At 61.9% G+C, this 21517-nt stretch carries 22 protein-coding genes and 1 tRNA gene; 13 read left to right on the top strand and 10 right to left on the bottom strand.

Features of this window, described 5'->3' with window-relative positions; genetic code table 11:
* Positions 1-3 precede the first annotated feature (3 nt).
* Genes I6F09_RS04940 through I6F09_RS04920 form a run of 5 tightly spaced genes read left to right on the top strand, consistent with a single transcriptional unit; the run spans position 4 to position 6416 of the window.
* On the top strand, positions 4-318 hold the full coding sequence (locus I6F09_RS04940; RefSeq protein WP_225187589.1) for a hypothetical protein: 315 nt from the start codon (positions 4-6) through the stop codon (positions 316-318).
* 2 nt (positions 319-320) lie between these two features.
* Positions 321-2732 (top strand): hypothetical protein, encoded by a 2412-nt coding sequence (locus I6F09_RS04935; RefSeq protein ID WP_225187588.1) that lies wholly within the window; start codon positions 321-323, stop codon positions 2730-2732.
* 14 nt (positions 2733-2746) lie between these two features.
* Positions 2747-2938: a hypothetical protein gene (locus I6F09_RS04930; RefSeq protein ID WP_225187587.1), complete on the top strand. Its 192-nt coding sequence runs from the start codon at positions 2747-2749 to the stop codon at positions 2936-2938.
* Complete coding sequence (locus tag I6F09_RS04925; protein WP_225187586.1) at positions 2938-5700, top strand: hypothetical protein; 2763 nt, start codon at positions 2938-2940, stop codon at positions 5698-5700. The genes I6F09_RS04930 and I6F09_RS04925 overlap by 1 nt, the downstream gene beginning before the upstream one ends.
* The gene (locus tag I6F09_RS04920; RefSeq protein ID WP_225187585.1) at positions 5697-6416 is read left to right on the top strand and encodes a hypothetical protein; all 720 of its coding nucleotides are present in this window, start codon (positions 5697-5699) and stop codon (positions 6414-6416) included. Before I6F09_RS04925 ends, I6F09_RS04920 begins: the two co-directional genes overlap by 4 nt.
* Before the next feature lie 23 nt (positions 6417-6439).
* Here the strand turns inward: I6F09_RS04920 and I6F09_RS04915 are convergent, their stop codons facing one another.
* A complete protein-coding gene (locus I6F09_RS04915) occupies positions 6440-7210 on the bottom strand; it encodes an NYN domain-containing protein (protein WP_225187584.1) in 771 nt (256 codons plus the stop codon).
* 296 nt (positions 7211-7506) lie between these two features.
* The gene (locus I6F09_RS04910) at positions 7507-7998 is read right to left on the bottom strand and encodes a hypothetical protein (protein ID WP_225187583.1); all 492 of its coding nucleotides are present in this window, start codon (positions 7996-7998) and stop codon (positions 7507-7509) included.
* 414 nt (positions 7999-8412) lie between these two features.
* On the opposite strand from I6F09_RS04910, the gene I6F09_RS04905 reads away from it, so the two are divergent.
* A complete protein-coding gene (locus I6F09_RS04905; protein WP_225187582.1) occupies positions 8413-8892 on the top strand; it encodes a hypothetical protein in 480 nt (159 codons plus the stop codon).
* 160 nt (positions 8893-9052) lie between these two features.
* Here the strand turns inward: I6F09_RS04905 and I6F09_RS04900 are convergent, their stop codons facing one another.
* Positions 9053-9241, bottom strand: a complete 189-nt coding sequence (locus I6F09_RS04900) for a hypothetical protein (RefSeq protein WP_225187581.1) — start codon at positions 9239-9241, stop codon at positions 9053-9055.
* 696 nt (positions 9242-9937) lie between these two features.
* Here I6F09_RS04900 and I6F09_RS04895 point away from each other — a divergent pair.
* Positions 9938-10044 (top strand) — tRNA-Arg (locus I6F09_RS04895).
* Positions 10045-10117: 73 nt separating this feature from the next.
* Here I6F09_RS04895 and I6F09_RS04890 read toward each other — a convergent pair.
* Together I6F09_RS04890 and I6F09_RS04885 are read right to left on the bottom strand one after the other, a co-directional pair.
* Positions 10118-11080 carry an AraC family transcriptional regulator gene (locus I6F09_RS04890; RefSeq protein WP_225187580.1) on the bottom strand — a complete coding sequence of 321 codons (963 nt, stop codon included), beginning with the start codon at positions 11078-11080 and terminating at the stop codon, positions 10118-10120.
* 325 nt (positions 11081-11405) lie between these two features.
* Entirely contained in the window at positions 11406-11690 is a 285-nt protein-coding gene (locus I6F09_RS04885; protein WP_225187579.1) for a hypothetical protein, read from the bottom strand.
* 247 nt (positions 11691-11937) lie between these two features.
* On the opposite strand from I6F09_RS04885, the gene I6F09_RS04880 reads away from it, so the two are divergent.
* Both I6F09_RS04880 and I6F09_RS04875 read left to right on the top strand, forming a co-directional pair.
* Positions 11938-12348, top strand: coding sequence for a DUF3775 domain-containing protein (locus I6F09_RS04880; RefSeq protein WP_225187578.1), 411 nt, complete (start codon positions 11938-11940; stop codon positions 12346-12348).
* 38 nt (positions 12349-12386) lie between these two features.
* Positions 12387-12848 (top strand): host attachment protein, encoded by a 462-nt coding sequence (locus tag I6F09_RS04875; protein ID WP_225187577.1) that lies wholly within the window; start codon positions 12387-12389, stop codon positions 12846-12848.
* Positions 12849-12872: 24 nt separating this feature from the next.
* Here I6F09_RS04875 and I6F09_RS04870 read toward each other — a convergent pair whose 3' ends face one another.
* Positions 12873-13136: a hypothetical protein gene (locus I6F09_RS04870; RefSeq protein WP_225113203.1), complete on the bottom strand. Its 264-nt coding sequence runs from the start codon at positions 13134-13136 to the stop codon at positions 12873-12875.
* 297 nt (positions 13137-13433) lie between these two features.
* Here I6F09_RS04870 and I6F09_RS04865 point away from each other — a divergent pair, with 297 nt between their 5' ends.
* Entirely contained in the window at positions 13434-13880 is a 447-nt protein-coding gene (locus I6F09_RS04865) for a hypothetical protein (RefSeq protein WP_036011182.1), read from the top strand.
* A gap of 99 nt (positions 13881-13979) precedes the next feature.
* Positions 13980-14852: a DMT family transporter gene (locus tag I6F09_RS04860; RefSeq protein WP_225187576.1), complete on the top strand. Its 873-nt coding sequence runs from the start codon at positions 13980-13982 to the stop codon at positions 14850-14852.
* 121 nt (positions 14853-14973) lie between these two features.
* Here I6F09_RS04860 and I6F09_RS04855 read toward each other — a convergent pair whose 3' ends face one another.
* Positions 14974-15267 carry a hypothetical protein gene (locus I6F09_RS04855; RefSeq protein ID WP_036031605.1) on the bottom strand — a complete coding sequence of 98 codons (294 nt, stop codon included), beginning with the start codon at positions 15265-15267 and terminating at the stop codon, positions 14974-14976.
* 66 nt (positions 15268-15333) lie between these two features.
* Entirely contained in the window at positions 15334-16725 is a 1392-nt protein-coding gene (locus I6F09_RS04850) for a deoxyribodipyrimidine photo-lyase (RefSeq protein WP_249784402.1), read from the bottom strand.
* 158 nt (positions 16726-16883) lie between these two features.
* Here I6F09_RS04850 and I6F09_RS04845 point away from each other — a divergent pair, with 158 nt between their 5' ends.
* Positions 16884-18614, top strand: coding sequence for a Cache 3/Cache 2 fusion domain-containing protein (locus I6F09_RS04845; protein ID WP_225187575.1), 1731 nt, complete (start codon positions 16884-16886; stop codon positions 18612-18614).
* Positions 18615-18736: 122 nt separating this feature from the next.
* Here the strand turns inward: I6F09_RS04845 and I6F09_RS04840 are convergent, their stop codons facing one another.
* Positions 18737-19396 carry a peroxiredoxin gene (locus tag I6F09_RS04840; protein WP_036011192.1) on the bottom strand — a complete coding sequence of 220 codons (660 nt, stop codon included), beginning with the start codon at positions 19394-19396 and terminating at the stop codon, positions 18737-18739.
* A gap of 393 nt (positions 19397-19789) precedes the next feature.
* On the opposite strand from I6F09_RS04840, the gene I6F09_RS04835 reads away from it, so the two are divergent.
* The gene (locus tag I6F09_RS04835) at positions 19790-20362 is read left to right on the top strand and encodes a hypothetical protein (protein WP_225187574.1); all 573 of its coding nucleotides are present in this window, start codon (positions 19790-19792) and stop codon (positions 20360-20362) included.
* 827 nt (positions 20363-21189) lie between these two features.
* On the opposite strand, the gene I6F09_RS04830 is transcribed toward I6F09_RS04835, so the two are convergent.
* Positions 21190-21510, bottom strand: a complete 321-nt coding sequence (locus I6F09_RS04830; RefSeq protein ID WP_036029207.1) for a LuxR C-terminal-related transcriptional regulator — start codon at positions 21508-21510, stop codon at positions 21190-21192.
* Positions 21511-21517 lie beyond the last annotated feature (7 nt).

Raw genomic sequence — 21517 nt, 5'->3', positions numbered from 1 at the left:
AGCATGACACGCTGGGCAGTGACGAAGCGAATTGAAGCGGGCGAGGATCTGAAGCCCGCGAGGACCGAGGTGATTTCGATCTGCAGCCGCGAGGAGAGGAGCGGGCCGCCGCCGATGCCGGGCCTGGAGAACTCCGACCTGAAAGACCGCTATGCGGCCGTCGAGGTGCCTGACGGCGTGGTGGTCGGGATGATCAAGGGCGGCCCGGTCGACGCTGCCGGCGGCTTTGGCTGGCCGAGTGTTTCGGACCGGCTCGTGGTGCAGCTGGACGAGAAGCGGCTTGCGCCTGCGCGGCGCCGTCGCTCGGGAGTGAAATAGCCATGAACATGCGCGCAACGGCAGCCGTGCGGTTGATGTCAGGAGACCGTGAACCGGTGCGCCTTGCGTCGACTACGAACCTTGCCCTTGTCGGGCTCGTGACCGTTGACGGCGTGGCGGCGGCTGCCGGCGATCGGATCCTGGTGAAGAATCAGACCGACGCGACACAGAACGGCATCTACACCGCGTCCGCGGGCACTTGGTATCGCGCGCCGGACAGCAACTCCTCTCGCACTCTCATCAAGGGAATGAAGGTCGCGGTGCAGGAGGGCGCCACGCATGCCGATCAGGTCTGGAACCTCGTCACGAACCGGCCGGATATCGGCGACGATGATATCGAGTGGGAGTTCTATCTCAGCTCGGACATGGTCACGCAGATTAACAATGCTGCGAACGATATTATTGCAACGATCATCGCGCTGACCAATGCCGCGGACTTCGCGAGCCGCGCGATTGCCGCCGGAACGACGCTGCCGAGCGGGATGACCTACCTGCGGACGGCGGGCTATGCCACGGCTGGCGACGGTGGTGGGGCGCTCTACAAGAAAGTCGGGGCGCAACCTACGCACAGCGGAAAGTTTCAGTCGGCAGATGGGGCGTGGTGGGAGGTCGTCTATCTCGGCCAGCCCATGAACCTGCTGCAGTTCGGGGCGCTCGGTGATGACTCGACGGATGACAGAGCGGCTATTCAGGGGGCGATTGATTTCGTCTCTGCTGCGGGTGGCGGCATTCTTCGTGGTATCCCCGGGAAGACTTATCGATGCGTCATCAACACCGGCGTCACTAGCCACGGTTTGGTGCTGAAGCCGAATGTTACGCTTGATCTCTGCAGGTCGACCATCTCTCTCCGTTGCACGGGCGATGTCTTTGGTGTCCGCGTCCAGAGCAACGCAACTATTGAGAACGGTACGGTTGCGACCACTTTGTCCAGCAGCCTGTCAAGCGGACAGGCGATCTATCATACGCCGATTTCCCTTGGTTCCGCATATGGAGATTATCCGACCGTTGGGTCAGTGGATGCTTTCGCCTCGCCGAGTGGCTGGAAGCTCAGCAACTTGACGGTGACGAATGTTCGCGCAGACAGTCCAACGCCGGGCGGCGAGATGATTTGTATTTTCGGTGGCGCCCATCACGGCCTCATCGAAGACATCACGATCCCGGACAATGCCACCGTTGGCATCGCGATCGGCATGGACTGGATGCCGGTCGGGCCGTTCACCGGGACCGATCTTGCGGCGCTCAACGCGGCCAAGACTGCTTTCAATTCTGGACAAGCTTATACTTTGCATCCTCACGAAATCGATGTGCAGAGGATCAACATCGGCAACATGAGCGCACCAAACACGGGGTCGTTTGGATCGCACGGCATTCGTCTGTCGGGCTGTTATTCGATCCGCGTCGATGGCGTGACCGTTGTCGGTTCAACGTACGCGGGCATATACCACACCGCCGGTGATTTTGGATTTGAGTTTGCGCCCACGGCTGTCAAGGATTTCCGGCTCAAAGGCATCGTCTTCCGGAATGTGACTATCGAGAATGCGAATAACGGCTATGGCGTCTTCTGCGATGCCTATGCGGACAACATCGACGCTGCAGTGAGCCTAGGTTATTCCTCGTTGCTGCCGACGATCACCACCACCGATATTCTGTTCGACAACGTGTTTACTCAGGGGTCTTTGACCTCATCGGCTATTGCTGGCTTCAGGATCACCTATGCGGACGGAGGCGAGTTTAGAAACTGCCGCGCCCGCCGCCATTCGGCAGGAGTTTTCGTCGACTCCCATGTTTCGAACCTCAAGATCATTGGCGGCAACTACAACTCCAATTGGGTCCACGGCATTCAGGTCGATCCAGATTCTACCGCAGAAGACATTCTTATCGATGGGGCAAGGTGCTTCTCGAACGGCCTCGGCCTTGGTGGAGCTGATGCCGGTATCTACCTTGCGAACACGCTTCGACCTGTCGTGCAGAACTGCACACTCGGGATCAACGGTGAGAATTTCCAGGATTTCGGGCTGCGGTGCGTGGCAGATGTCCAGGACGCTATCATTCTCAACAACTATTGCGATGGCGCTGCTGGAACGACGCCCGCTTACTCGATCGCGTCCGGCGGGGACTACGGCGTGCTGGCCCAATTCAACGGCAACCGCTGCCGATCTACGGTTACGACCAAATACGGCGGCGTGAACATCATCCCTTACGACTACGTCATCAACAGCGCCGGCGATGTGGTGCTGAAGTGTCGCGCTTCGAATGCAGCCTTGGTAAGCGCGACAACGCCCAGCGGCGGCTCCTGGAAGCGCGGGACCATTATCGAATTCGACAATCCAAGCGCTGGTGGAGCGTGGGGCACTGTATGTGTGTCCTCCGGCGCTCCGGGTACCTGGAAGACGATTGCCTCGATCAACGCTTAGGGAGATCCTCACTCATGCAAGACGACGTTGAAAGTCTCCGCATTGAGGTCGAGCGCGCTGAGGAAGCATACATCGCGCGACACCGTCAGTTTCGGTTGGCGGAAGGTGAGCTGAAGCTAGCGACGGCTTTGCGCCACGATCTGCACCAGCGCTATGCGCGCGCGGTTGCCGAGAATGATGCTCTGCGGGCCGGAAGGGCTTGCTGATGGCAACTATCCCTCGCATCATCGCCGGCCGCAGCCTCGATCCTGGCGGCGTCGTCTCGTTCCCGTCGGGAAGTCCGGTTGGGCAGGCGCTCGAACAGGGCGGCAAGACCCTCCAGCCGCTCATAGAGCGGTATGAGGAACGGCGTCTACAGCAGGAACGGTTCGGTACGTTCCTCGATTTTGATGGGTTCTCCTCAAGTTTGGAGGGTGAAAAGCTCGCGGCTGTGCAGGCGATGAAGCCAGGCGCCTTCGGCCTGCATGATACGCTGATGAAGACCTTCGATGATCGATCGAAGGAATGGCTTTCGAGCGTTCCGGAGCAGCAGCGCCCGGAGTTTCAGGCCCGGATCGCGGCTAAGCGGGAATCTTATTCGGTCTCTGCGGCACAGCTGGAGCTGAAAGAGAGCCAGCGCTTTCAGTATTCGGGCATTGATAATCGTCGTGAGCAAGCAAAGGCCGGCATCCTGCAGGGCGGTCCTGAGGCGCTGGCGCCCTTTAGCCGCGACATGGAAGAGTTGATCGACGCTTCGACCCTATCGCCCGAACTCAAGGACATCCAGAAGCAGAAGGCGCGCGCGGAGTTGTCGTCGGCCGCTTTCCAGTCCCTGGCAAACCGCGATCCTCAGGCCGCCCAACAGGTTGCGAAGGGCTGGGGCGTCGACCGCGGCTTCTCAGGCTCCGCCATTGACCGGACAATGCAGCTGCTTCGCGACAAGGAAGGGTTTCGATCATCGACCTATTGGGACGTAAATGCCGATCGGGTCGGATACGGTTCGGACACAATCACGGATGCCTCCGGCGCGGTTCGGCGCGTCCAGCGGGGCGATACGGTCACTCGCGAGGATGCAGAGCGTGACCTTCGCCGACGAACCACGGAGACGCTTGGAGCGATCCGGAGCGCGGTCGGTGACGCTGCGTTCAATTCACTGAACCCTAATCAGCAGGCCGCGCTGGGTTCTGTGGCCTACAATTACGGAAAGCTGCCTGAGGGCGTCGTGGCGGCGGTCCGAACTGGCGATGCAGGGTTGATCGCTCAATCGATCGAGGATCTTCAGAACGACAACTCGGGCACCAACCGTAACCGGAGGCGTTCGGAAGCTGCACTGGCCCGCAGTGCCGGCGGGGATGGCCCTGTGCCTGGTGTCTACCAGCCGGATGTCCGGTTTGAGGGTGTCCCCGCCGACGACCGCGCGCGCCTGGCGGGTGTGCTGGAAACAAGCATCAAGCAGCGCGCCGCTGCGCAGGCTGCGGAGGATGCGAAGTACTACAACGAGCGCTTTAACTCCCTCCAGACTGACATCATCGACGGGAAAGCCTCTCTAGCCGACGTCACCAAGGCCCGCGAAGAAGGATGGCTGCGCAGCGCGGATGACATCCTGCGGCTGGCCGGCATGATCGACAAACGGGACCGGGACACCGACCTGACGCGGGCCGCTATGTCTGCGATTCAGACGGAAGGCTTTGCCTGGAACCAATTCGATACCGATCACAAGAAAATGGCCGATCGCGCATTTGAGCAGCTGGGCAGTAGCGAAGCTGCGCTCGATACGGTTGTGAGCAAGACCGGGATTGTGCCGGCTTCCGCGGTAACGCTCATGCGCGGCGGTTTGAACTCGAACAATCCCCAGCGTGTGCAGGCGGCGCTGCAAGCCGCCAGCAACATGATCGAGCAGAAGAACCCGAATATCTTTGCCGGTGTCGAAGGCGGTTCAACGGTCGCTGAACAAGCTTTGAAATTTCGCGAGTACGTCTATGGCCGCGGCATGACGGGGGCCGACGCTGCCCGCAAGATCATGGAAGAACAGACGCCGGAATATCAGCAGAAGGTGAAGGCCCGCATCAAGTCGGAGGACGTCGACGAGATCGTGAGGAAGAACCTCAAGCCGGATGATATCCGCGGCGCCTTCGATCAGAGCTTCCTGGGTCTCGCGTCCAATCCGCAGCTTACCTTCAATCCCGAAATGCGCGTGCGCGCGATGGGCGATTATGAGGCAGCTTTCCGGGATCATTATCTCGCCAACGGTGACGTCGAACTGAGCAAGAAGCTTGCGCAGGAAGAGATGAAGCGGACCTGGGGTATCACCAGCGTCAACGGCTCTGCGGTGGTGATGAAGTACCCGCCTGATCGCTCACCGGCATATGCTGGAATTGAGGATCCGGCCGGCAGGTTTGCTCAGCAGGCAACGGACGCCATCAAAGAGTGGAATGGGAAGGACGTTCCGCGCGGCAATCTGATCATCAGCGAAACGCGCGCGACCGGCGAACGCTACGTTCGCGGTGAGCCGCCGACCTATGTGCTCGCTTACAAGGACGAAAACGGGATCGTTCAAACCATTCCCCGCCAGTTCTATGCCGATCCCGCCAAGATGAAGGCCGATCAGACGGCGGGCCGCCAGATCGAGTACGATGCCATCGTGAAGGATCGTTTGCTGCGCACTGCGGATTGGAAACTCAGCCCTGAGGAGCTTGCCCAGAAGCAGGCGATCAAAGCTGAGCGAGCAGTGAACTGGACGCCCGCCACGCCGGAAGAGACCGCGATGGTTGGAGATGCGAGCGAGGCCGCGGCGGCTCGCGTCGCTGGAGCCGCGCGCGGCGGCCGCAGCGGGACCAATCAGCAGTTTGAGGCGGCTGCGGCAGCTGACAGGGATGCCAGCGCGGCTTCGACGAACGAACTCTGGCAGCGAATTTTGGACCAGGCGGAGCGCGATCGCGCCGCTCGCAAACAGCGTCTGGAAGGCATCTACGGAAGGAGAGATCGATGAAGGCGAATGCACTGAACAGTTTGCTTGAGGAATGCCGGTCGTCCAAAACTTCGGATGACCTGGGCACGGCGGTGCGTAAGGTCGACGAGATGGCTGCGAGTGTCCGCGCTGAGCGCGCGAAGCTCGACGGGCAGCTTCAGGAAACGATCCTGGCCGGCAGGGACACGGGCAAGATCCATGGGACGATCGCCGATCTGGATCAGCAACTCAGGGACTTGGAGGCCGCTCAGACGGGCTTCAGCCAGCGGCGCGACGAGATGGCAAAGCAAGAGACGGAGGCCGCCAGAGCGGCCCTAAAGGAGCGGCTCGCGTTGGAAACCGATCAGGTGGCCGACATCGGCCGGCGCATCCGTGCTGCGGCGGACGTGCTCCTGGAGCTGACTGCCGAGGGCGAGAAGCTCGTCCGGCAGCATGACCGGACAGTGGGCGAACTGGAGAGCCTGGGCGAGCGCCGGCTAGAGCGTGCCGCGACCGTGCTGCGGGAGAACATCGGGCAGCCGCCGGCGCCGTCGGGCAAGATGGGCCTCTCAGAGTATGGGCGGCAGGTATTCACACTTGTGAGCCAGATCTTGAAGCTCAGCCCGTCCTATCTGCTGCGGGGCAGACTGACCCGGCGGCAGAACGGGCGGCTCGGGGAGAGCTTCGCTGCAAAGGACCACGCCACGGAGGCGCTCATGGATCAAGTGAGGAGTGTCAGGTCCGCTGGCGACCGCTGAATTGGCGAAACGGCATATCTGAATCAGGCAAACATCATCCGCTTTTGGTGCCGGTGTTCGAGATCCGCAACGATGTACTCAAGCCGATCAGAGTGGATGGTAGTGCCGGCAAATCGAGCAACGTAGCCTTTACTCGGGTCGGTTGGGTCGCTGAAAAACTCGACGGGCGATCCGAGAAATCCGAGCTTCACGGGCGCCATTTTGTGAAAATCATCCACTGAGGCGTGGTGGCGCACAAACTGATCGCGGTCTGGATGATCTACCCACTGAAGTACGCTGTAAGCAGTCACGGGGCGAACCACATCGGCTAAAGCCATCAGTTCATCGGATGTCTCATCGCAGAAGCAATGAAGATGCACTGATACAGGAGTGTCTCTCAGAGCTTCGAATAGGGGGAAGAAATCTAGATCTGTAGTCATGACGTGCGCTTCCGACATGTTCCGAAGTGAAGCGTGTTTAAAGACGTCGATCGCAAGCAGAATATCTACGCCCTTCTGCTGTCGAGCACGACTAGCCAACCTGTTTCGGGTAATTCCCTCGCGGGTATGCATGTAAGGCGTCGCGTTGATCCGCGCGAAGAGGTTCTGTTTGCGTTTGAGAATTTCCTCGTAACCAGCTTGATCTTGGTCGGGCTTAGGCACGGGAAGAGCATCGTAATAGAACGTGCGTTGGAAAGGACCGGCTATGCGGTCGAACTTGACCTCGTCGATTGAGATGAGACGATCGTAGAATTTGGCGGCCTTCGGGATCAAAGATTCCAGAAATCCGCCATCAACGAACAAATACTTTGACATAGGCTTTGCTTTGCTCGACGAGCTTTGTTGACTATGCAACCCGAGCCCGAGCCCTAGGTGCATTGATTTGCTCCTCTTCTTCTGCTCCCAATCAATCGCAACCAATGGATGAGAGCAACGGAAGATGCTGGTGGATCGACAACTGTTCGCCCTTGCGCCGCCCCGACTCAGGCGCGCCCTTCCGCAGCGCTGTATCTACTCAGTAGAGCCAGCGATAGGTAGCCCAACCGGCCAGCAGCACGGCAGCAAGCACAAATTCAATTCGGCGCGGTCGGTACATCGGTCCGCCTCTAAAGTCACTTTCTCAGGCGCGACGGGGTTATGACGGGCTTCCTAACCAAAATGCGCCGCGACCGCAAAAACGCGAAGGCATTCTGGGAAAGCGAATGGGAGGTGCGCGCTAGGGCCGGCAGCGTCGCATGTCGTACATAACCAGTTTCAATGTAGCGTGAGCCCCAATAATTCGACCCATCTACCAGTCCAATTACCGCGATATCTTCGTCATCGAAATCTAAACCGTTCCGCTCGCAGGCGGCTTGAAGTTTGCAAAATTGATGGCCGTAAGTGGATTTGATCTCGACCGGGGAGAGACCCAGGGCCCTCAGAACACTTTTTAGGTAGAGTTCTATGGAGTGATAATAGAGGAAGCGGATCGGCGCATCGAACATTAGTGGCTTCGCCTTGCTCAGTCTGATGCGGTTGGCACCGTGACGATAGCTTTCCGCGAAGTGATACATTCCGAGGGCCGTCGTTCGTTCCTCTGGGCTAAGCCCTGTCGCAGTCGCCATTCCTGCCCCCTTCGCATTCCCCGTAGACTACCAAAAGACGGGCGAGAGCGCCCCACAAGGGGATGGATTTTTAAACAAATCAGGAGCAGCATGGCCCGTGGGTGTGAGAACCCGGACCAGAGCTAGAGCCGCATTCCTTGGTCAGGAAATCCCTCGTTTGGCGACGAGCGATCGCGGCTGAAAGAATTCTGCCTCCACGGTAGAATTCTGACGGACGCACTTGGCGGTGCGGCTCCGACCCAAACCTTATTGCCTATTCGGTTCCGAAGGGCAAGTGGCCGGGGGCGGACTGTGCTGTCCAGGGGAGCAATCCCTAAAAGCGTCCGACCAGTCGCTCTGGCTGGTTCTCACCCCCCGGCTGCCCGGTCCGTCTCCGGGCTCAGGCTGTGAGAAGCCAAAGACAGAGCAACCACCATGGAAAACGTCAGAGAACTTGATACGGAGTCCAGCCGTGCGATTTCAGCCGGGCTGGCAATCCAACAGCGCAGACGCGAAACGTCGCTCCAGCGCCTCGCGAGACTCAGGAAAGAGGCATCCGCGGAGATCGAGCGGCTGATCGCCTTCCTGGACGCTTCGGATCCCTACGTCATGACGGAGCTTGAGGACGACATTTCGGCCGACCTGGAGGATGATGACCCTGCCGAGGACGATGACCCCGCGGAGAACGATCTCCACGACGAGCCGTCGCTCGGCAGCATTGAACGGCACCCGAGCTGCTACGGGCCGGATGGTCGCAACGGATCGGGCGATCAGACCCGCTGGGCTGCCGGCGACAGGAGGGATCTAGAGGACGAGCACGATGGCGCCGAACCGGACGATAGCGGTATCGGTGACATGGAGGGCCTGCTTGAGCAGATGGGCTCACAGAGCTGGCAGCTGGACGGTTACGTCTGATGCGCCTGGTCCGGCTCCTACTTGGCCGGCTCTGCTTCAGGGTGAGCTTGCATCTCACGATAGCGGGGGCGGCTATCAGCGGGCTTAGGACGGCCCCCGCGCGATCCTTCCCGGCTTACCACTGCTGACAATCCAGGCCCGCCGGTTCACGCTGGCGGGCTCACCACCTGCCTGTAAGGGCTAGGAAGACGATGCTGAATAGGGCAACCACAAACAGCATGATCGCGCAGCCTAGGCTTTCAACCGGCTTGCCGCGGTAATAGCGACCGTGACTGCCCATCGCCGCGACTAACCAGCAGCCCAAGAACAGGGCAAACAGCATGCCGGCGAGTTGGATGATCGTCATCATTGGGCACCCATCTCGCACATCTCGCTAGCCCTGGGGCCGCTTTTTTGCTTCGCTCCTGAAGTGCCACGCCGATCGTGCGGAACGTCGAGGGCACCGGCCGGACGCCCCAGCATCATAATGCCCCCCGGCCCGATGCTGGGGCTGCCACGGGCTTTCACGAACGAGCCTGTATCAGTTCCGAAGCCGTTGCTCTGTACATCCCTGCGTTGAGCGTGCAATGCTCAGGCATCAAACGGGGGTGATATTATGCGGATAATCATTTTGCTTGCGGCCGTCCTTTCGGTTTCCTCGGCCCACGGTCAAAGCTGCACGGCGGTCGGCGCCACGACGTTCTGCGACAATGGCGTGAGTGGCACTCGAATTGGGGACACCACCTTTTGGAGCGACGGGGTCTCCTCGACCCGCATGGGCGACACCACGTTCAACAGTGATGGCACTAGCTCGACCAGGATCGGGGGCAGCAGATTTTACAGCGACGGCACATCGTCGACCACGATCGGGGATACTACGTTCTTCAGCAATGGGCGCTCTTGCACCCGCATAGGCGACACGGCCTTCTGCAATTGAGCCGACATGTCGCGAGCATGTCGCGTCGAGTAGCCGCCAGTCGTTATGACTGGTTGATATTGCAGGGAATTTGGTCGCAACAAATGCGACATGCGTAAGTGGTTGAGGGTAACATCGAAGAACCAAAATGCTCTTGTTTTTCAGTTGCTTGCTTGAGTGCGGCAGCGTGCGAGGCGATGAATTTGATCGGATTTCGATTCCGAGGGTCGGAGGTTCGAATCCTTCCGAGCGCGCCAGTCCTCTTTGTTCCATATATGTTCTAGAGCGGCGAGGATGCCGGGTCACCGCCGCGAGGGCCTGCGGCGTCCATCAGCCTGCCGGGACACCGCTTTGCCGGCCGCGTGCCAGCGTGTCGGAGGGCGCCTCGTGGAAGATCGCGCGGTAGGCTGCGGCAAATTCGCCGAGATGATGGAAGCCTTGGGCACGTGCGCAGGTGGCCACGGTGACGCCGCCCTTGAGGAGGCGGGCGCGGGTCGCCCACAGCCTCTTCAGGCGAATGTACTGGTGCAGGCTCATGCCCCGCACCTTGCTGACGGCGCCGCCGAGCGTACGGATCGAGACGTCGAACTCGCGGGCGAGATCGGCTGTATAGATCGGCGCGGTCGGATAGGTAGCGACGTAGTCGTCGATGCGCTGCACGAGCTTGATCGCCCGCTCGCTGTGGACCGAGGTGCTCCGATCCGACGTCGAATCGATTCGAAACAAATCGTCGAGCGCGAGCAGCAGGCCTTCCTGCAGATGGGCCGCAACCTCGGTCGTCTCGAACAGGTCTGGCTGCACTGACGCGGTGCGCAGGATATCGAGCAGGAGCTGTCGGCTGTGGAGCAGGGCGGGCCGGTTCGCGACATGGGCGCGCAAATGGTCGGCGCGGTCGAACCAGCCCCGGTCTCTCAGCTCGGGGGAGAAGATGATCATGGCGTGATGATTGGTCCGGGGCTCGACGAAATGGCACTCATCGTTGCCGTGGAGGGCAGCGAAGAAGCGGGCGTCGAGATCCACACCTTTGAAGTTGACCTGAAGATCGTCGCTCATCGACAGGATCACCATCCCGCTCGGCATGCGATAAGCGGTATCTAGGATCCGCGCGAACGATCTCATCACGATGATGCGGCACGCCGGCAGGGAGACGATGGCTCGGGCCGCCGCGAAGTTCGGGATGTCGAGCGGAATGCTCCTCGCATCCTCCATCGTCTCAATCGGCCGAAACGCATCGACATCGGAGAAGCCGATCAGTTGAAGGGCAGAGGAGGGAGCGAGGTCGTCGAACAACATGATTCTGGCCGGCCGCTGAAATGAGACAATCAAAGGAACATCGCTGCATCATCAATGGCGAAGCATCGAGTTTCAGTAAACCGAATTTCAGGGCCGTAGTATTGCGGACATCATGCCATGAGGTACGTTGGCTCATCGCCGTTTCTCAACGCTCTGCACCTTCATGTTGACAGCACCGAAACACGATCGGTTAAATCGTCATAAGTGACCTTTTCGGCTGATCTCATCTTTGATCTAGATCAAACATGAACGCCTTGGGGCCAGTGATCCACTGCGCAAGACATGATCTCGCAAAAGCGAAGGGGCCCGAAGGCCCCTTCAAACGTCACCAGCGGCGATAGCCGTAGTACCCATAATGGCGCGGCTCGTAATAGCGCGGCGGCCCATAGTACCGCGGGCCGTAATAATATGGCCGCGGCCTGTAGTAGTAGCCATAATAGTTCGGCCGCCACCAGCACCGTCCCCAGGCGTCGCAGACCATGCGGACCTGCTCGACGCCGGAGACCTGCGGTGTCGCAGGTGCAGGCGCGATGGGCATGGCGGATGCCGTCGACGATGCAACGAGGGCGCCGAACAGGAACGCGGCCAATCGGCCAGTCGTGAGGTTCATGATGTCTTCCTTCGCTTACGCGATGCAGGATATCGAGGTTGTTCTGATCAAATTGTGGCCGAACCGAAATGTAATACAGATGAACAGGCGAGCTGACCCTTACGTCACGGCTCGGCAGCGGGCCGTAGGCCGGGCAGGCCGTGTCGTGACTTGAGCTTGATCCTGCGCAATTCGCAAGTTTGCCTTGGCTCTTACTGTCGCCGTCATGGCAGCGGCGTGGTGCCTGCTGCCGGGCAAGGTGAGCTGAATGCGAGTCATTCCAGATCTGTCGATCTCGCCGGAGAAGGTGTTCTTCGTCATCTCGAAATCGCGCCGGTCCGACAGCGAAGCGGGCGGGGGTGGCGTCGTCCTGGACTTCGGCGACGACGACATGAGCTACGGCCGCGGTGGACGCGGCGAAAGCACCGACCGTGCGGAGCTCGCGGGCTTCATCCGCGCTCTCAATGTTGACGAGCAGATCGATCTCGTGGCGCTGACCTGGCTTGGCCGCGGTGACGGTGATCTCTCTGGTTGGCGTCAACTGCGCGCCCAGGCCGCCCAGGCGCACAACCAGCGTACCGCCTCCTACCTGATCGGTACGCCAATGCTCGCCGACTATCTGGAGGAGGCGATGACGCAATTCGGCAAGTCCTTCGAGGAATTCGAAGAACAGCTCTGATGCCGGATGCGGCGTCTGCAAGTGAAGGAGAAGTTGCGATGGACAAGATGAGAATGGACAAGGGTGACTGGCTGGTCGTGTGCGACGGGCGCAAGGCGCTCATTCTGGAAAACCTCGGCGACGAGATGTTTCCGAACCTCCACACCAGGGAGGTGCACGAGCAGCCCAATCCCGCGACCGCCGCTCAGGGGGCCGACGCGCCGGGCCGATTGCATGGCGCGGTCGGCGGCGCACGCAGCTCGGTCGAGCAGACCGATTGGCACGACGAGGCCGAGCGTGCCTTTCTGCGGAGCCTGGCCGGCCGGCTCGATGCCGCCGTCAGCTCCGGTGAGACGACGGCCCTGACCATGGTGGCCTCGCCACGTGCGCTCGGCATGATCCGCGCCGACTATTCGGACGGGCTGCGCAAGGCGCTTCAGGGGGAGGTCGGCAAGGACCTCGTCAAGCTGCCGGTCTACGAGATCGAGAAGCAGTTGCTGCGGTCGGGCGCCCCCAAATAGAGGAGCCGCAGCGGCCGCGGCGCCTCAGTAGCAGGGGTGCCGCCGGCCGTCCTGACCAATATAAGCGGCCGCGCTGCGGTAGCAGTGGTTGGTCGCCGGGCCGTCATAGTAGGCGAAGGTGCCGGGGGTGATACCCGGGCCGTAATTGTGCAGGTAGCTGATCGGGTAGGGCAGCGGGCTCGCGTAGGAGCGGTGGTACCGGTGGCGGCCGTTCGCCTCCGCGAGGGCGGGGGCCAGGACCGCAGCCGTCAAGGCCGCAACCGCGGCGACACGCGTCAACTTGCTCATCTCGATTCTCCGGAACCCGCTCGAATGGGTCAGCCTGTTATAGCAATTTCGAGCGGCCAAGCATCGCTCCGGAGGCCAGAAATCAAGGCCAATCCCGCAGATTTCCGGGTGGGTGTGACAGAATTGCCGGACATGCGGCCAAAGCTGCCCATTTTTGGCCTTTTCGGGATGCTTAACGAATTCCCCACACAAGTATGACCAAAGACTATTCGGTTCAGAATTCTTCCGCCGGCCCGGGGGCATTTGCCGGCCCCTCGAGTCCGGTACATTCCTGAAGGCCTTCGCCGTCATCTCGCCATGCGCATCACGCTTCCGAGTCTGCTGTTGCTCTGCCTCGCCGCCGCCACGCCGGCGCGCGCCGAGCTGCACATCACGCGCGACCACGGCGGCTATGTCGAGGAGTACAAGGCCAAGTACAAGCGGGTGCGCGAAAAGGGCGAGCGGGTCATCATCGACGGCATCTGCAATTCGGCCTGCACGCTCGTGCTCGGCATCGTGCCGATGAACAAGATCTGCGTGACGCCGCGCGCGAGCCTCGGCTTCCACCAGGCCTATTACGACAAGGCGTTCACCTTCGGCATCAAGGTCACCAGCGCTGAGGGTACCTCCGATCTCATGTCCTACTACCCCGACACGGTGAAGGACTGGATTCGCCGCAATGGCGGGCTCACCACGGACATGAAGAAGATCAAGAACGGGGTCGAGCTCTGGAAGATCGTCAATCCCTGCCCGGACGAATGGTGAGCGGCTGAGACGGACCGCGATCCTCCGTCGCAGCGCAGCATATCGTCACCACGAAATTCGCATTGCCGCATGGCCGAGGGTCGGGCAATGAGGGCGGCAATGAATCATAATCAAGAAGCCCTGGCCGCCCGCGCCGCGCCGATCCTGTTCGTGCTGCTCTGGAGCACCGGATTCATCGGCACCAAATACGTCGTCAACAATGCCGATCCCTTGACCTATCTCGCCATCCGCATGGCGATCGTGGTCGGGCTGATGGCAATCATCGCGGGAATCGCCCGGCCGAAATGGCCTGATAGCGCCGGCATCGCGCACAGCGCCGTCGCCGGCATCCTCGTCCACGGCTTCTATCTCGGCGGCACCGCGATTGCGATCGCGCATTCGATTCCGGCCGGCCTGTCGGCGCTGATTCCAGGTCTGCAGCCGATCCTGACCTCGACCATCGCCAATCGCTGGCTCGGCGAACGGGTCACGCCGCTGCAATGGGCCGGGCTCGTGCTCGGCCTCGGGGGGGTGGTGCTGATCCTGCACAACCGTCCGATGACCGGCGAAGCCGGGCTCGGCTGGCTCGCCTCGGTGGTCTCGCTGGTCAGCATCACGCTCGGCACGCTCTATCAGCGCCGCTATTGCAATCACATCGACTGGCGGTCCGGCAATCTCGTGCAGTACGTGGCGGTCACCATCTTCTTCGCGGTCGGCGCCTTCCTGTTCGAGGATCGCGTGGTGCACTGGACGCGGGAGTTCGTGCTTGCGCTCGCCTGGCTCGCGGTCGCGCTCTCGATCGGATCGATCGGGCTGCTGTACTGGCTGATCCGCCACGCCGCGGCGACCTCGGTCGCGAGCCTGTTCTATTTGGTTCCGGCCGTAACGGCCCTGATGGCCTATCTGCTGTTCGGAGAAAAGCTGGATGCGATTGCCATTGCGGGCATGGCGCTCTGCGCCACAGCGGTCTTCGTTGTCAATCGGCGGTCCTGACGGCGTGCACAGCCGCGATCCTGAGAGCAAGCGCCATCCGGGCCGGCGCGCAGCCAAGCGGCGAGGATAGGCGTGCGCCTTCTCCGGGCGCGCCCGCACCCGGAGACGTCTTCCGGTGCGATCAGCGCTTGGCCTTCTTGGCCTTCTTCTTCGACTTGCCGGCTTTCTTGGTCGCCTTTTTCGCAGACTTTTTCGCCGCCTTCTTGGACGACTTCTTTGCGGCCTTCTTCGTCGTCTTCTTCGCAGCCTTCTTGGCTTTCTTCTTGGCCGCCTTCTTCGGCGCTACTTTCTTCGCGACCTTCTTGGCGGCTTTCTTCACCTGCTTGACTGCGGTGACTGCCGCGTCCTTGGTCGTTTCCACGGCGCTGGTGATCGTCTCCATCGCCTGTTCGGTGATCGGCTTCTCGTCGTCCATATCGTCCCCCACGGTTTGCATGGAGCGATGACGATAGCGGGTTTCGAAATTGTGTCAAAGCGACGCTCAACCTTTGCGGATCTTTGCGTAGGCGGCGAGCGCGCGTTCGCGTGCCCTGGCATGATCGACGATCGGTTGCGGATAGGTCTTGCCGATCGTGATGCCCGCGCTCGCAAGCTCGATCGGCGTTGCCTGCCAGGGCCGGTGGATCAGCTTGGCGGGCAGGGCCTTCAGCTCCGGAACCCAGCATCGAACATAGGCTCCATCAGGATCGAACTTCTCGCCCTGAAGCTGCGGATTGAACACGCGGAAATAGGGCGCAGCGTCCGCGCCGCAGCCGGCGACCCATTGCCAGTTGGCAGGATTGCTGCCGGCGTCCGCGTCGACCAGCGTGTCCCAGAACCAGGCCTCCCCCTCGCGCCAGTCGATCAGGAGGTGCTTGACCAGGAAGGAGGCCACCACCATCCGCACCCGGTTGTGCATCACGCCGGTGTGCCAGAGCTCGCGCAGGCCGGCATCGACGATGGGGTATCCGGTGCGCCCGCGCTGCCAGGCGGTGAGCGCTTCTTTGTCGGGCTGCCAAGGGAAGCCATCGAAGTTCGTCTGCAGGTTTTGGGTGGCGAGCTGGGGATGATCGTGGAGCAGGTGGCGGCAGAATTCGCGCCAGCCGAGCTCGCTCAGGAATTTATCCACACCCTGCCCGAGTGCTGGATCTTCCGCCGCGGCAAACCGGGCGGCGTACCAGAACTGACGCGGGCTGATCTCGCCGAAGCGCAGATGCGGCGACAGCCGTGAGGTCCCGTCTCGGTCCGGACGGTCACGATCGCCGGAATACGTTCGAACATTGTGCTCGAGGAAGTCGCGCAGGCGCAGATGGGCGGACGCGGCACCGGGGGTCCATGCCTCGCGCAGGCCGCCCGCCCAATCGGGCGTGGTAGGCTCGAGCGTCCAGCTCTCCAGTCGATCGCTTGCGATGCTCGGTGCAGGGCGCAGCTCCTTCGGCGCGGGCAGGGGCTTTGGCGGGTCGCCGAGCGAAAGTACGCGGCGCCAGAACGGGGTGAACACGCGCAGACCCCGGCCGTCCTTGGTGCGTATCGCCGCGGGCGGGACCAGCAGGTCGCCGGGAAAGCTCTGCGCGTGCATGCCCAGCTTTGTCAGGGCCGCTTCGAGCTGTCGTTCAACCGCCTGATGCGGCGCCTGCGCGATCTCGTTCCAGTAGACGGCGCGGGCACCGCTCTGTCGCACCACCTCAGGGATCACCTTGGCCGCCGGTCCTCTGCGCAGGACGAGCGAGCCGCCGCGCGCGGCGATCTCGGCGCCGAGCGCCCGCAGCGACTGCGCCAGCCACCAGCGTGCCGCGCCGCCCGGCGCTCGTCCCGCCGCCTCGTCCAGTACGTGGAGGCAAAGCACCGGCGCTCCGGACTTGGCGGCGGCGTGGAGGGCGGGGTGGTCGGACAGGCGGAGATCGTCGCGAAACCAGACGATGACGGGCGGGGTCAGGGAAGGCCTCGTTTACCAATTGGAAACCGTACGGCGTGCGGCGGTGGGAACCCGTCGTTAATGCGGCTGTAAGTCAATTGCACCAATATGCAGGAATTACGGGGGTCATTCCATCCATGTCCAATCTTCTAACGGCGAAGTTCCTGCCGCGGTTCAAGCTCGGCACCAAAGCGGTCCTGTGCGCGGTGCTGCTGATCGCAATGAACACGGCGCTCGTGGTCGGCGCCGGCTATTGGTCACTGACATCCGCCTTCAATGACCGCGCCCTGCGCGACATCGAGGTCAATCTGCGCACGCTGGGGCTGGCCTTTGCGGAGACCGTTCCCGAAGCCAAGATCACGATCCGAGACGGCGCGGTGGTCCGCGCCGAGATCCCCAAAATGCCCGACTTCAGGGATCACGCCATCGTCGACCGGGCGGTGTCCTATGTCGGCGGCAACGCGACCCTGTTCGTGTTCGACGCGGCGAGCGGACAGTTCATCCGCCGCTCGACCAACGTGAAAAAGGAAAACGGCGACCGCGCCGTCGGGACCCAGCTGGCCGCCGATCATCCGGGGCAGGCCCCGCTGCGCCGTGGCGAGGCCTATAAGGGGCCGGCCACGCTGTTCGGCAAGACGTTCATGACCGCCTATTTCCCGATCGCCGATGGCACCGGCAAGGTCGCCGGCATTCTCTATGTCGGCATCCCCATGGTGCAGTTCGAGGGCATGCTGTCCCAGGCGATGGAGAGCATGGCGGCCGCTGCCGGGCTTGCCGCGCTTCTGGTGCTGGTCCTGACCCTGCTGGTCGTCCGGCGCATCACCCGGCCGCTGACCTCGGTGACGCATTCGCTCACCGCGCTTGCCAACGGTCAGAGCGACGTCGCGATCGAATGCGAGGACCGTGCCGACGAGATCGGCGAAATCGCCCGCACGGTCGCGGTGTTCAAGAGCAACTCGCAGGAGCGGGCGCGCCTGCGCACTGAGCAGGCAGCGGCAACCGCTGCCGCAGCCGAGCAGCGCAAGGCCGAGCTGCGCAACTTCGTCGAGGGGTTCCGCGGCAGCGTCGGCGGCATTCTCGACAAAGTGCTGGCATCGTCCGGCGAGTTCGAGCGCGCCGCGCGACAACTCACCGACGCCGCGCGCTCCACGGCAGATCTGTCGGCGCAGTCGGCGGGAACATCCGAAAGCGCCTCCGAGCATGTGCGTTCGGCGGCGTCCGCTTCCGACGAGCTGTCTCAATCCATCTCCGAGATCACCCGCCGGGTGCAGGAATCGAACGAGATCTCCGCCGAGGCGGTGCGGCAGGCCGAAGCGACGGACCAGCGCATCGCGCAGCTCTCGGAGGCCGGCTCGCGCATCGGCGACGTCGTCAAGCTGATCACCTCGATCGCCGAGCAGACCAATCTGCTGGCGCTGAATGCGACCATCGAGGCTGCACGCGCGGGCGATGCCGGCCGCGGCTTCGCGGTGGTGGCTCAGGAGGTCAAGACGCTCGCCGGCCAGACCGCGAAGGCGACCGACGAAATCTCGAACCAGATCGAGAGCATGCAGCTTGCGACCGAGGAATCGGTCGCAGCCATCAAGGCGATCAGCCAGACCATCGAGCGCATCAGCGGCATCGCAGGCTCGATCTCGGCGGCGGTCGAGCAACAGAAAAGTGCGACGCACAACATCGTGGCCAGCGTGCGCGCCGCGGTGTCAGGCACGGCCGATGTCGCGGTCAATGTCCGTCACGCCGCCAAGGGCGCCAGCGAGACGGGCGAAACGTCGAGCCGGATGTTTGCTTCCGCCCAGGCGCTGTCGGGCGAGAGCCTGCATCTGAAGGCCGAGGTCGAGAGCTTCCTCGACCGCGTGCACGCGGCGTGATTCTGGGTCGTCATCCCGGGATGGTCCGAAGGACCAGCCCCGGGATCTCGAGATCCCGGGTTCGATGCTGACGCATCGCCCCGGGATGACTTTTTGGGGCCGCTATCCGCGACCGCCAAAAGTCATCTGGGCTGCGGGACGATGCGGATGTAGGGCTTCGGCTCCTTCCAGCCCTGCGGATAGATCGTCTTGGCCTCGTCGTTGGAGACCGAGCCCGCGATGATGACGTCGTCGCCCTGCGACCAGTCGGCCGGGGTGGCGACGCGATGCTTGGCGGTGAGCTGGAGCGAGTCGATGACGCGCAGGATCTCCTGGAAGTTCCGGCCCGTCGTCATCGGATAGACCAGCACCAGCTTGATCTTCTTGTCCGGGCCGATGATGAAGACGTTGCGGACGGTTTGGTTGTCGGCCGGCGTGCGGGTGAGGGGATCGCCAGAGGTCGAGGCTGGCAGCATGCCGTAGAGCTTGGAGACGTTGAAATCGGTGTCGCCGATCATCGGGTAGTTCGGCGCGGCGCCTTGGGTCTCCATGATGTCTTCCGACCATTTGGCATGACGGTCGACCGGATCGACCGAGAGGCCCATCAGCTTGACCCCGCGCTTGTCGAATTCCGGCTTCAGCTTGGCGAGGGCGCCGAGTTCGGTGGTGCAAACCGGCGTGAAATCCTTCGGGTGTGAGAACAAGAGGGCCCAGCTGTTGCCGATCCAGTCGTGGAATTTGATTTTCCCTTCGGTGGTTTCGGCTTCGAAGTCAGGGGCGGTGGCGCCGATCGGAAGTGTCATGATCTTACCTCATCTCATTGAATCTAATCGAGAATTCGTCTCCGGCCGTCACATCCATTATAAGGGCTTCGCCGGCCTAAGTGAACGCCAACTGAACCGGCTCAAGTAAAATGTGAATTCCTTCTTTGAAGAGCCGATTTTCTAGCAACTTATTGTTACAGCGGCAGCTGCGGCGAAACAGCTCCACCCGGGGTCACACGGTCTCGCTCGCCCCGATAATGCCTTTTATGACTTTCATCACGCTCGCCCGGCGCGTTCTAGAACCAGATTGGTCCTGATAGCGACCAATTGGCAACCATCTAGAAAAGTCGCGATCCCCGTATCGAATCGTTAACCACCCCTTTACGCCGGCATGGAAATGCTGGTCGATCAGAAGAAGTCTGGAAGTGAACTATGTCCGCCGCTGCGCCTAAGCCCACCGAGCCGTCGTCCCTCGTGCCGTCCTGCCGCGATACTGCAGCTCATGCCCTTTCCGTCGTGCGGGACGGCGTGATCACGGGCGAAGGCCCGACCACCAAGGGACGGGTGCATTTCTCCCGCTCGCTCGACGCCGATGACACCGCCTGGTGCGTGCGCATCCTCACCGCCACCACCGTCAACGACCAGCCGGTCAGCCGCGCCGAGGCCGAAGTTCTGTTCGAGATCAACGAGGCCGCGACCGAGCGCACCGATGGCGGCCGGTTCGACGACCTGCTTGCCAAGGCGGTCGCCCATTATGCCGCGAGCGCCTCGGGCCTGAAGGTGCCGCCGCGCAGCGTCGCGCTGTCGGCCGACACCGAGATCGAGAGCTGGGCGCCGTCCTATGCCTCCAAGGTCAACAGCGAGATGCTGGAGTGGATCGCCGGCCAGATGCGTGGCAAGCGCCAGAACAACCGTCGCCTGATGGCGATGGTGGCGACCTTCCTCGGCGCCACCGCACTGCCTCTGGCAGGCCAATTGCCGAACGTGTTCGACATCGGGATGTAAGGCAAATGGGCCGCGGTCGCGGCTCACAGCTCGTGTCACGCTCGTGTCCGGGGCACGAGACTACCGCATTGTGACACCGCTGTCTCAACAGCGTCATTGCGAGCGCAGCGAAGCAATCCAGAATCTTTCCGCGGATACATTTCTGGATTGTTTCGCTGCGCTCGCAATGACGGAGCAAGTTGCGACACCGCGTCTGTCCAATTCGCGTGACTCGCAGGCACGCTGGCGCATCCTCGCGGCTCATTTCGCCCGAGCTTTGCTTCTCGCTCACCCTCAATTGAAAGAGGGCGCAGGGAAGACCGGGTGCCGGCCGGGCACCCACGGTCCACTGTGCGAAAGGTGGCAACGAAGAATTTGCACAGCGGCATACAGGTGAAGCCAAACATCCGGCCTTCCCTGCGCAGTGGCTTTACGGCTTATGTCGTGCTCTCCCCGGGGAGCGATGCACTATTGCCCCCGTCGCCTTGCGGATGGCTGACGCGTGGGCCCGGTTGGGCAACCACATCACCGCAAGACTTGACGCACAGACCCCGGGCGTCAGGACCACACGATTTTGCCGTACGCCGATGACACCGGTCGTATGCGCGAGGTCTTTGCTCACGGCTCTCCGCCCTGCAAACCCTTTCGCGCCAACGCCATCAGCGTCCACCGCCCCCCGGCCCGCGTTCGTGACGATCGCGATACGCCCCTCTTCCTTGGGCCAGGTTGCGCGACACATACGCGATTTCCGAATTTCGGTAAAGCGGAATATTTTGGGCCGCGTGCGTTGACCCATAGATTGGATGTTTTGCCCGTCGGGCAACGCAAGGGATGGTGGCTGCAACCATTCAATCCGGCGCGGTCTGCGCCGTCGGTGGATTCGGTGCAAGCGCCTGCGCCGGCTTCGTCGCGGCCGGATAGAGCTCGGTCTTGGCGAGATCGCGCCGGAGCGACGATGGCGCCGCGTGCAGGGCAAAGGCGATCGCGATCTGCGTTCTGTTCTGAAGCCGGTACTTGCGCATGATGTTGCCGATATGCGCCCGCACCGTGTTCTCCGAGATGTTGAGCTCGTAGGCGATGTTCTTGTTCTGCATTCCCCGCGCGATCAGCGTCATCAGCTCCCGTTCGCGCGGCGTCGGTGCGATCAAGTCCTTCGGATCCGAGCTCATGGCTGAT

Source organism: Bradyrhizobium sp. IC3195, from assembly GCF_020193585.1.
Taxonomy (GTDB): domain Bacteria; phylum Pseudomonadota; class Alphaproteobacteria; order Rhizobiales; family Xanthobacteraceae; genus Bradyrhizobium; species Bradyrhizobium yuanmingense.
The sequence above is the reverse complement of the archived record's forward strand: the minus strand, read 5'-3'. Positions and strand labels throughout refer to the sequence as shown.

Bases quoted from the DNA above. Each gene is read 5' to 3' on its own strand.
- I6F09_RS04880 (WP_225187578.1), top strand. From the start codon at position 11,938: ATGCGAGTCATTCCAGATCTGTCGATCTCGCCGGAGAAGGTGTTCTTC.
- I6F09_RS04870 (WP_225113203.1), bottom strand. From the start codon at position 13,136: ATGAGCAAGTTGACGCGTGTCGCCGCGGTTGCGGCCTTGACGGCTGCG.
- I6F09_RS04930 (WP_225187587.1), top strand. From the start codon at position 2,747: ATGCAAGACGACGTTGAAAGTCTCCGCATTGAGGTCGAGCGCGCTGAG.
- I6F09_RS04845 (WP_225187575.1), top strand. From the start codon at position 16,884: ATGTCCAATCTTCTAACGGCGAAGTTCCTGCCGCGGTTCAAGCTCGGC.
- I6F09_RS04875 (WP_225187577.1), top strand. From the start codon at position 12,387: ATGGACAAGATGAGAATGGACAAGGGTGACTGGCTGGTCGTGTGCGAC.
- I6F09_RS04885 (WP_225187579.1), bottom strand. From the start codon at position 11,690: ATGAACCTCACGACTGGCCGATTGGCCGCGTTCCTGTTCGGCGCCCTC.
- I6F09_RS04865 (WP_036011182.1), top strand. From the start codon at position 13,434: ATGCGCATCACGCTTCCGAGTCTGCTGTTGCTCTGCCTCGCCGCCGCC.
- I6F09_RS04915 (WP_225187584.1), bottom strand. From the start codon at position 7,210: ATGTCAAAGTATTTGTTCGTTGATGGCGGATTTCTGGAATCTTTGATC.
- I6F09_RS04905 (WP_225187582.1), top strand. From the start codon at position 8,413: ATGGAAAACGTCAGAGAACTTGATACGGAGTCCAGCCGTGCGATTTCA.
- I6F09_RS04935 (WP_225187588.1), top strand. From the start codon at position 321: ATGAACATGCGCGCAACGGCAGCCGTGCGGTTGATGTCAGGAGACCGT.
- I6F09_RS04940 (WP_225187589.1), top strand. From the start codon at position 4: ATGACACGCTGGGCAGTGACGAAGCGAATTGAAGCGGGCGAGGATCTG.
- I6F09_RS04920 (WP_225187585.1), top strand. From the start codon at position 5,697: ATGAAGGCGAATGCACTGAACAGTTTGCTTGAGGAATGCCGGTCGTCC.
- I6F09_RS04910 (WP_225187583.1), bottom strand. From the start codon at position 7,998: ATGGCGACTGCGACAGGGCTTAGCCCAGAGGAACGAACGACGGCCCTC.
- I6F09_RS04860 (WP_225187576.1), top strand. From the start codon at position 13,980: ATGAATCATAATCAAGAAGCCCTGGCCGCCCGCGCCGCGCCGATCCTG.
- I6F09_RS04925 (WP_225187586.1), top strand. From the start codon at position 2,938: ATGGCAACTATCCCTCGCATCATCGCCGGCCGCAGCCTCGATCCTGGC.
- I6F09_RS04855 (WP_036031605.1), bottom strand. From the start codon at position 15,267: ATGGACGACGAGAAGCCGATCACCGAACAGGCGATGGAGACGATCACC.
- I6F09_RS04890 (WP_225187580.1), bottom strand. From the start codon at position 11,080: ATGTTGTTCGACGACCTCGCTCCCTCCTCTGCCCTTCAACTGATCGGC.
- I6F09_RS04830 (WP_036029207.1), bottom strand. From the start codon at position 21,510: ATGAGCTCGGATCCGAAGGACTTGATCGCACCGACGCCGCGCGAACGG.
- I6F09_RS04835 (WP_225187574.1), top strand. From the start codon at position 19,790: ATGTCCGCCGCTGCGCCTAAGCCCACCGAGCCGTCGTCCCTCGTGCCG.
- I6F09_RS04840 (WP_036011192.1), bottom strand. From the start codon at position 19,396: ATGACACTTCCGATCGGCGCCACCGCCCCTGACTTCGAAGCCGAAACC.
- I6F09_RS04900 (WP_225187581.1), bottom strand. From the start codon at position 9,241: ATGATGACGATCATCCAACTCGCCGGCATGCTGTTTGCCCTGTTCTTG.